This is a genomic window from uncultured Agathobaculum sp. (assembly GCF_963927765.1).
Lineage (GTDB): Bacteria > Bacillota > Clostridia > Oscillospirales > Butyricicoccaceae > Agathobaculum.
The window spans coordinates 1-5,550 of the sequence record NZ_CAWVCU010000099.1 but is presented as its reverse complement, the minus strand read 5'-3'; the positions used below and the strand labels follow the sequence as shown (position 1 = coordinate 5,550).

The following is a 5,550-nucleotide window of genomic DNA, read 5'->3' as shown; positions in this document are numbered from 1 at the left end:
GCAGCGCGCACACGCCCGCCGCCGCGCCGATGCGGTACAGCGTGTCGCGGGTGATGGTGATGAACATAAGTAAACGCCCCCTTGATGATATACGGTATGCAGGGCATAGAACGGATATGCCGGGGACATAAAAACGGCGGGCATTTGCCCGTCGTTTTTATGAACCATAATCCTCCAGCAGACGGGCGAGCGCCTGCGCGTCCGGCAGCAGAATACCATCCTCGAGTGCTTCCCGGTCAGCGGAGGGTAGTGAGCGGACGTCAATATCGGTGCGAACGACGATCTCCCCGCCGCGCGTGACCACCAGACGGCCGTCCGCACTCTGCGCGACATATGGCTCAGCGCTTGCCGTCGCGGCTACGGTCGGCTCGGCAAACCAGACGCGCGCAGCGAAAAAGGCGCTGACAAGCGCCGCTGCACAGGCGGCAAGCGCGATGCGTCGCTGCCGCTTGGCACGCTGCATGGCCAGCATGTAAAGTCCTTGCATCATGGAAATGGCCTCCTTCTATCCATGGAATTTTCTTTGAGTATTCCCAAAATCATGGAAAGTATTCGGGGGCAGATGTAAAAATTGTTTGGAATTTGCGGAATAATGTGGTATAATAGCCGCGAGCGACTGTGACATACAGCGCAGAGCAGAAGAAAAGGACGCTTTTAAAATGCTTTCTTCTGTGGTATAATGACTGAAAGCAGATAAAAAACTGCTGATTTTATGGAATATCGGGAACAAAAGGGACCGCTTACACGTCCGACCTGATAAGACCCGCGGCATCGATCCGGCGGGCAAGGAGGAAACCGAATTGGCAACTGGCAAAAGAAAAGGACATGGCGTCTGGCATGCGATATCCCGGGTGCTGCTGACGCTGCTGCTTATCGGTGTGCTTTGCGCCTGCTTCTGCGGCATTGCATTTGCGTATTATGTACATGCATATATCAACCCGTCCGCACAGGAAACTGCAACCGACCTGAGCAAGGGGCTCGGTTTGGATCTGAACTCATTTATTTATACCGTGGATTCGCAAGGCAATGAGGTCTTGTATGAAACCATTCGTGGCATGGAAAACCGTATTTGGGTCGACAGCGAGGATATTCCGACTGACCTCAAGAACGCGGTTGTTGCCATTGAGGACGAGCGTTTCTATAAGCACCACGGCGTGGACTGGAAGCGCACGTTTGGCGCGGTGGTCAACTGGCTGGTCGGTGATGACCAGTACGGCGGTTCGACCATCACCCAGCAGCTGATCAAAAACGTCACCGATGAGGACGATTATTCGGTAAAACGTAAAATTAACGAGATTTTCCGCGCTTTAGCGCTCGAGGATGAGATTGGGGACAAGGATCGTATTCTGGAAATGTACCTCAACACGATCTACCTCGGCTATAACTGCTATGGCGTAAAAACGGCGGCGACTACCTATTTTGGCAAGGATGTATCCGAATTGACCCTCGCGGAGTGTGCCGCTTTGGCAGGCCTGACCAATAACCCGTCTATTTATGACCCGTATAATCATCCGGAAAAGGTCAAGGAACGCCAGGAAAACATCCTCGGCAAGATGCTGGAGCTGGGCATGATCGATCAGGCCACTTATGATGAGGCGGTTGCAACCGAGCTGGTATATCGTCCTTATGAGCAGTATCAGCAGGACATCAGCGATATTTATTCCTACTTCACCGATGCGGTCATCAAGGATGTGACCAAGGATCTGATGGAGCAAAAGGGATATTCCGAAGTTGTGGCCAGCAACATGGTCACCTCGGGCGGCCTGAAGATCTATGCCACCATTGATCCTGAGATTCAGAACATTGTCGATCAGGTATGGGCTGACGATTCCGTGTTCCCCAATACGGAGAAATACGGCGAACGGCCGCAGAGCGCGATGGTCATCACGGATAAGCAGGGCAATATCGTTGCCATTGCGGGCGGACGCGGCGAAAAGACCGGAAATCTGGCCTTCTCGTATGCGACGGACGCACGCCGCCAGCCGGGTTCCTCGTTGAAGCCGCTGTCCGCCTATGGACCGGCGATGGACAAGGGCATCATCGTCCCCTCTACGACGGTATACGACAAGCCGTTGTATATTCAGGATGACGGGAAGCCGTGGCCGATGAACGACGGCAAGATGCCGACGGGCCGTTCCATGACGATCAAGAGCGGTATTACCAGCTCTGTTAATACCATTGCGGTGCAGGTAATGGATATGCTGACCCCGCAGGCGTCGTATGACTTCCTGACCCAGCGCTTGGGCATGCAGCTGGTCGGCAGCCGCACCTATGAGGACGGCACGGTCAAGAGCGATATTGACTATTCGCCGCTGGCACTCGGCGCGCTGACCGATGGCGTGACCGTGCGTGAGATGGCAGGCGGCTTTGCATCCTTTATCAATGAAGGCGTGTACGGCGGTACGCGCACCTACACCAAGGTTCTGGATTCCGAGGGCAATGTGGTGTTGGAAAACAACCCGAGTACGGATTTGGGCTTTGAGAATGTGCGTACTGCGTACTACATGCTTGAATGCCTGCAGAACGTCACGGCGTATGGTACTGCGTCCGGTACGCAGATCTCCGGCGTGCAGACGGCTGGTAAGACCGGTACGACAACCTCCAATACCGACATTTGGTTCTGCGGCGTAACGCCTCAGTATTCGGCTGCGGTTTGGGTTGGTTATGAGCATAACTATACGCTCGACGGCTTGTATGGTCGAAATGCTGCGTCGATCTGGCTGGCCATCATGGAGAAGGTGCACGAAGGCGATTCCGGTTTGGTGTTTGACTCGCATCCGGAGGATTTCACCACGGTAACCTATTGTATGGATACCGGTTTGCTTGCTTCCGGCGCTTGCCGTTCGGCGGGACGCGCTGCAAGCGGTCGCTTCTGGAACGATGAAGTACCGACCGAGACGTGCAGCCATCAGGGCATCACCACGAGCTATAACTTCGCCAAGGTTGGCGTGACCGACTGGAAGGAAGAAGAGGAAGAGGAAGAAACGAAGGAAGAAGAGAAGAAGCCGGAGGAAGAGAAGCCGACTGATCCCAACGATCCTTCGATTGACCCGGAGACTGGTGAGCCTGTGACGCCGACCGATCCGGAGGGCGGCGAGACTGGCGGTAATACCGGCGGAGAAACCGGCGGTGGCACTGGTGGAGAAACTGGTGGTGGCACCGGCGGAGAAACCGGAGGCGGTACCGGCGGAGAAACCGGAGGCGGCACTGGTGGAGAAACCGGCGGTGGTACCGGTGGAGAAACCGGCGGTGGCACCGGCGGAGAGACCGGAGGCGGCACCGGTGGAGAAACCACGCCGTCGCCTGACGATCCGGAAGCATAAATTCGCTAGGAACGCATAAAATAACAACCGAATATCTGTTCAGCGCCGCACAAGGCCGCACACATCGGGGCGTTAGCGGTGTCCTGCACCCGCAATCCGCTACAGCGGGGATGATGCGGGCAAGGAGGGACGTGCGAGCGGCGAGGCAGCTGCCAACAGGGCGATGAGAGACCGGTACTGCGCAACGGAGGACCGTGAACCATGTCAGGCGGGGAACCGAGCAGCATTAAGCGGAAACCATCGTGTGCCGCAGAGCTGCCGATTTTGAGCCCAAACCGCAGAAAGGCAGCCGGGCGTACGCTTTCGAATTGCCCGTGTGCGGTCTTGTGGGGCGCTGAACAGAATATAGGGGACTTCAGAAGTCCCCTATATACGAAAGCAGGTTCCGGTAGAAATCTGCTTTCGATACCCGAACGACGCCGCCCAAGGCGGCTGAGTCGAGGTATAAAAAGTCCGGCAAAGCTGGACTTTTTATGAGTTGCGCGCTTGGCGCGCAGGAGAGAACGCTGGGAGGCGGGCTTGCGCCCGCCTCTTTTGTGGTATATGAAATGTCCGCGCGGGCAGAGGAAAGGAGAGATGCGCATTGTATCAGGCGTTGTACCGCAAGTGGCGGCCGCAGACGTTTGCGGACGTGATCGGCCAACAGCATATTACGGATACGCTGCGCGCACAACTCCAGTCCGGCCGTCTGAGCCACGCCTATCTGTTTACCGGCACGCGCGGCACAGGCAAGACAACTTGCGCCAAGATTTTGGCGCGCGCAGTCAACTGCGAGCATCCGGTGAATGGCGATCCGTGCAACGAGTGCGCGGCTTGCCGCGGCATTTTAGATGGTTCGGTGCTCGATGTGACCGAGATTGACGCGGCATCAAATAATGGTGTCGATAACATCCGAGATTTACGCGACGAGACACGATATACGCCTGCACAGGTCAAAAAGCGCGTGTTTATCATCGACGAGGTGCACATGCTCTCGATCGGTGCGTTCAACGCGCTCCTCAAGACGCTCGAGGAACCGCCCGAGCATGTGCTGTTTATCTTAGCGACCACTGAGCTGCACAAGGTGCCCGCAACTATCCTGTCGCGCTGCCAGCGGTTCGATTTTCGACGTATCGGCGCGGAGGATATCGCGCGCCGCCTGTTGGATGTCGCTGCGGGCGAAAGCATCGAACTGACCGAAGGTGCAGCGCGTCTGATTGCACGGCTGGCAGATGGCGCAATGCGTGATGCGCTTTCCATGCTCGACCGAGCGGCGGCGGCAGGCGCGGTGGATGAGCAAACCGTGACCGCGGCGCTTGGCGTTCTCGGTCAGGACGACGGTATCCGGCTGGCCGAGCATCTGAAAACCGGCGATTTGGCAGCAGCGATTGCGCTGATTGACGATTATTATAACGCGGGTCGGGATCTGGCGGCGGTTTACGACCAAATGCTGGGGCTGATTCGCGATGCGTTGCTGGTAAAGACCAGCAAAACCGATGTATCTGCGTTGATTTCTCCGGCTTACACGGTCAAAAGCCTGCAAAAATTATGTGATGGGTTAGCTTCTTCCACGCTGATTGCGTGGAGCCGTGTGATCGGAGAAGCGCTTGACCGAATGCGCAGTGCGGCGAATCGACGTGTGGAGGCGGAATTGTGCGCCGTGCGGCTGTGCAGTCTGGGCGCGGAGCAATATGATACATTGAGTGGGCGCGTGGAAGCGCTCGAAGAAAAAATGAAGCATGGCGTACCTGTTGCGGTTGTACCGGTGCAAAGTGCGCCGCAGGCGGATGATATGCCGCCCCCGCCCGGGGATGCGGATGCGCCGCCTCCGCCGGATGACAGCGATGCACCGCTGTGGGCGCAGGAGGAAAACGAGGGTCAGGCTGCACCGCAGGCAAAGCCTGCGGCAACGGCAGTCGAGATGGCTGCTTGGCCGAAATGGACGCAGCTGCTCGAAGCGCTGACCGGCAAAATCAACACCGGGGCGCATACCAATCTCAAGGTATCCGCGAAGGGGCTGCTGGAGGATGGTGCGCTGGTCATTCTGTGCGAGGACGGCATCACGGCAATGCTCGCCAAAGCGGAGCCGACGATGAAGGTGATCCGCGAACAGGCTGCGGCGCTTGCGGGCGCTCCGATTAAGGTCAAGGTGCGCGAAGCCGGGGACGAACCTGTGATACAAAAAAACGCCGCGGTTGATGAGATCATCGGTCGGGCGAAAGCATTTGATATTCAAGTAAAAGAACTT

General features: G+C 57.0%; 3 protein-coding genes and 1 other RNA gene. 3 read left to right on the top strand and 1 reads right to left on the bottom strand.

The window, feature by feature from the left end:
* Positions 1-157: 157 nt before the first annotated feature.
* On the bottom strand, positions 158-490 hold the full coding sequence (locus ABGT74_RS09100) for a BofC C-terminal domain-containing protein (protein WP_346705285.1): 333 nt from the start codon (positions 488-490) through the stop codon (positions 158-160).
* A gap of 310 nt (positions 491-800) precedes the next feature.
* Between ABGT74_RS09100 and ABGT74_RS09095 the strand changes: the two genes are divergently transcribed.
* The 3 genes from ABGT74_RS09095 to dnaX form a co-directional block, all read left to right on the top strand.
* On the top strand, positions 801-3,323 hold the full coding sequence (locus ABGT74_RS09095) for a transglycosylase domain-containing protein (protein WP_346705284.1): 2,523 nt from the start codon (positions 801-803) through the stop codon (positions 3,321-3,323).
* Between the two features lie 55 nt (positions 3,324-3,378).
* An RNA gene (gene ffs, locus ABGT74_RS09090) (signal recognition particle sRNA large type) lies at positions 3,379-3,645 on the top strand.
* 261 nt (positions 3,646-3,906) lie between these two features.
* Positions 3,907-5,550: DNA polymerase III subunit gamma/tau (gene dnaX / locus ABGT74_RS09085; protein ID WP_346705282.1), on the top strand; the 1,644-nt coding region annotated here is incomplete at its 3' end.

What these genes read in the sequence shown, in the direction of transcription:
- ABGT74_RS09100 (WP_346705285.1), bottom strand. Translation starts at nt 490, where the DNA reads ATGATGCAAGGACTTTACATGCTGGCCATGCAGCGTGCCAAGCGGCAG.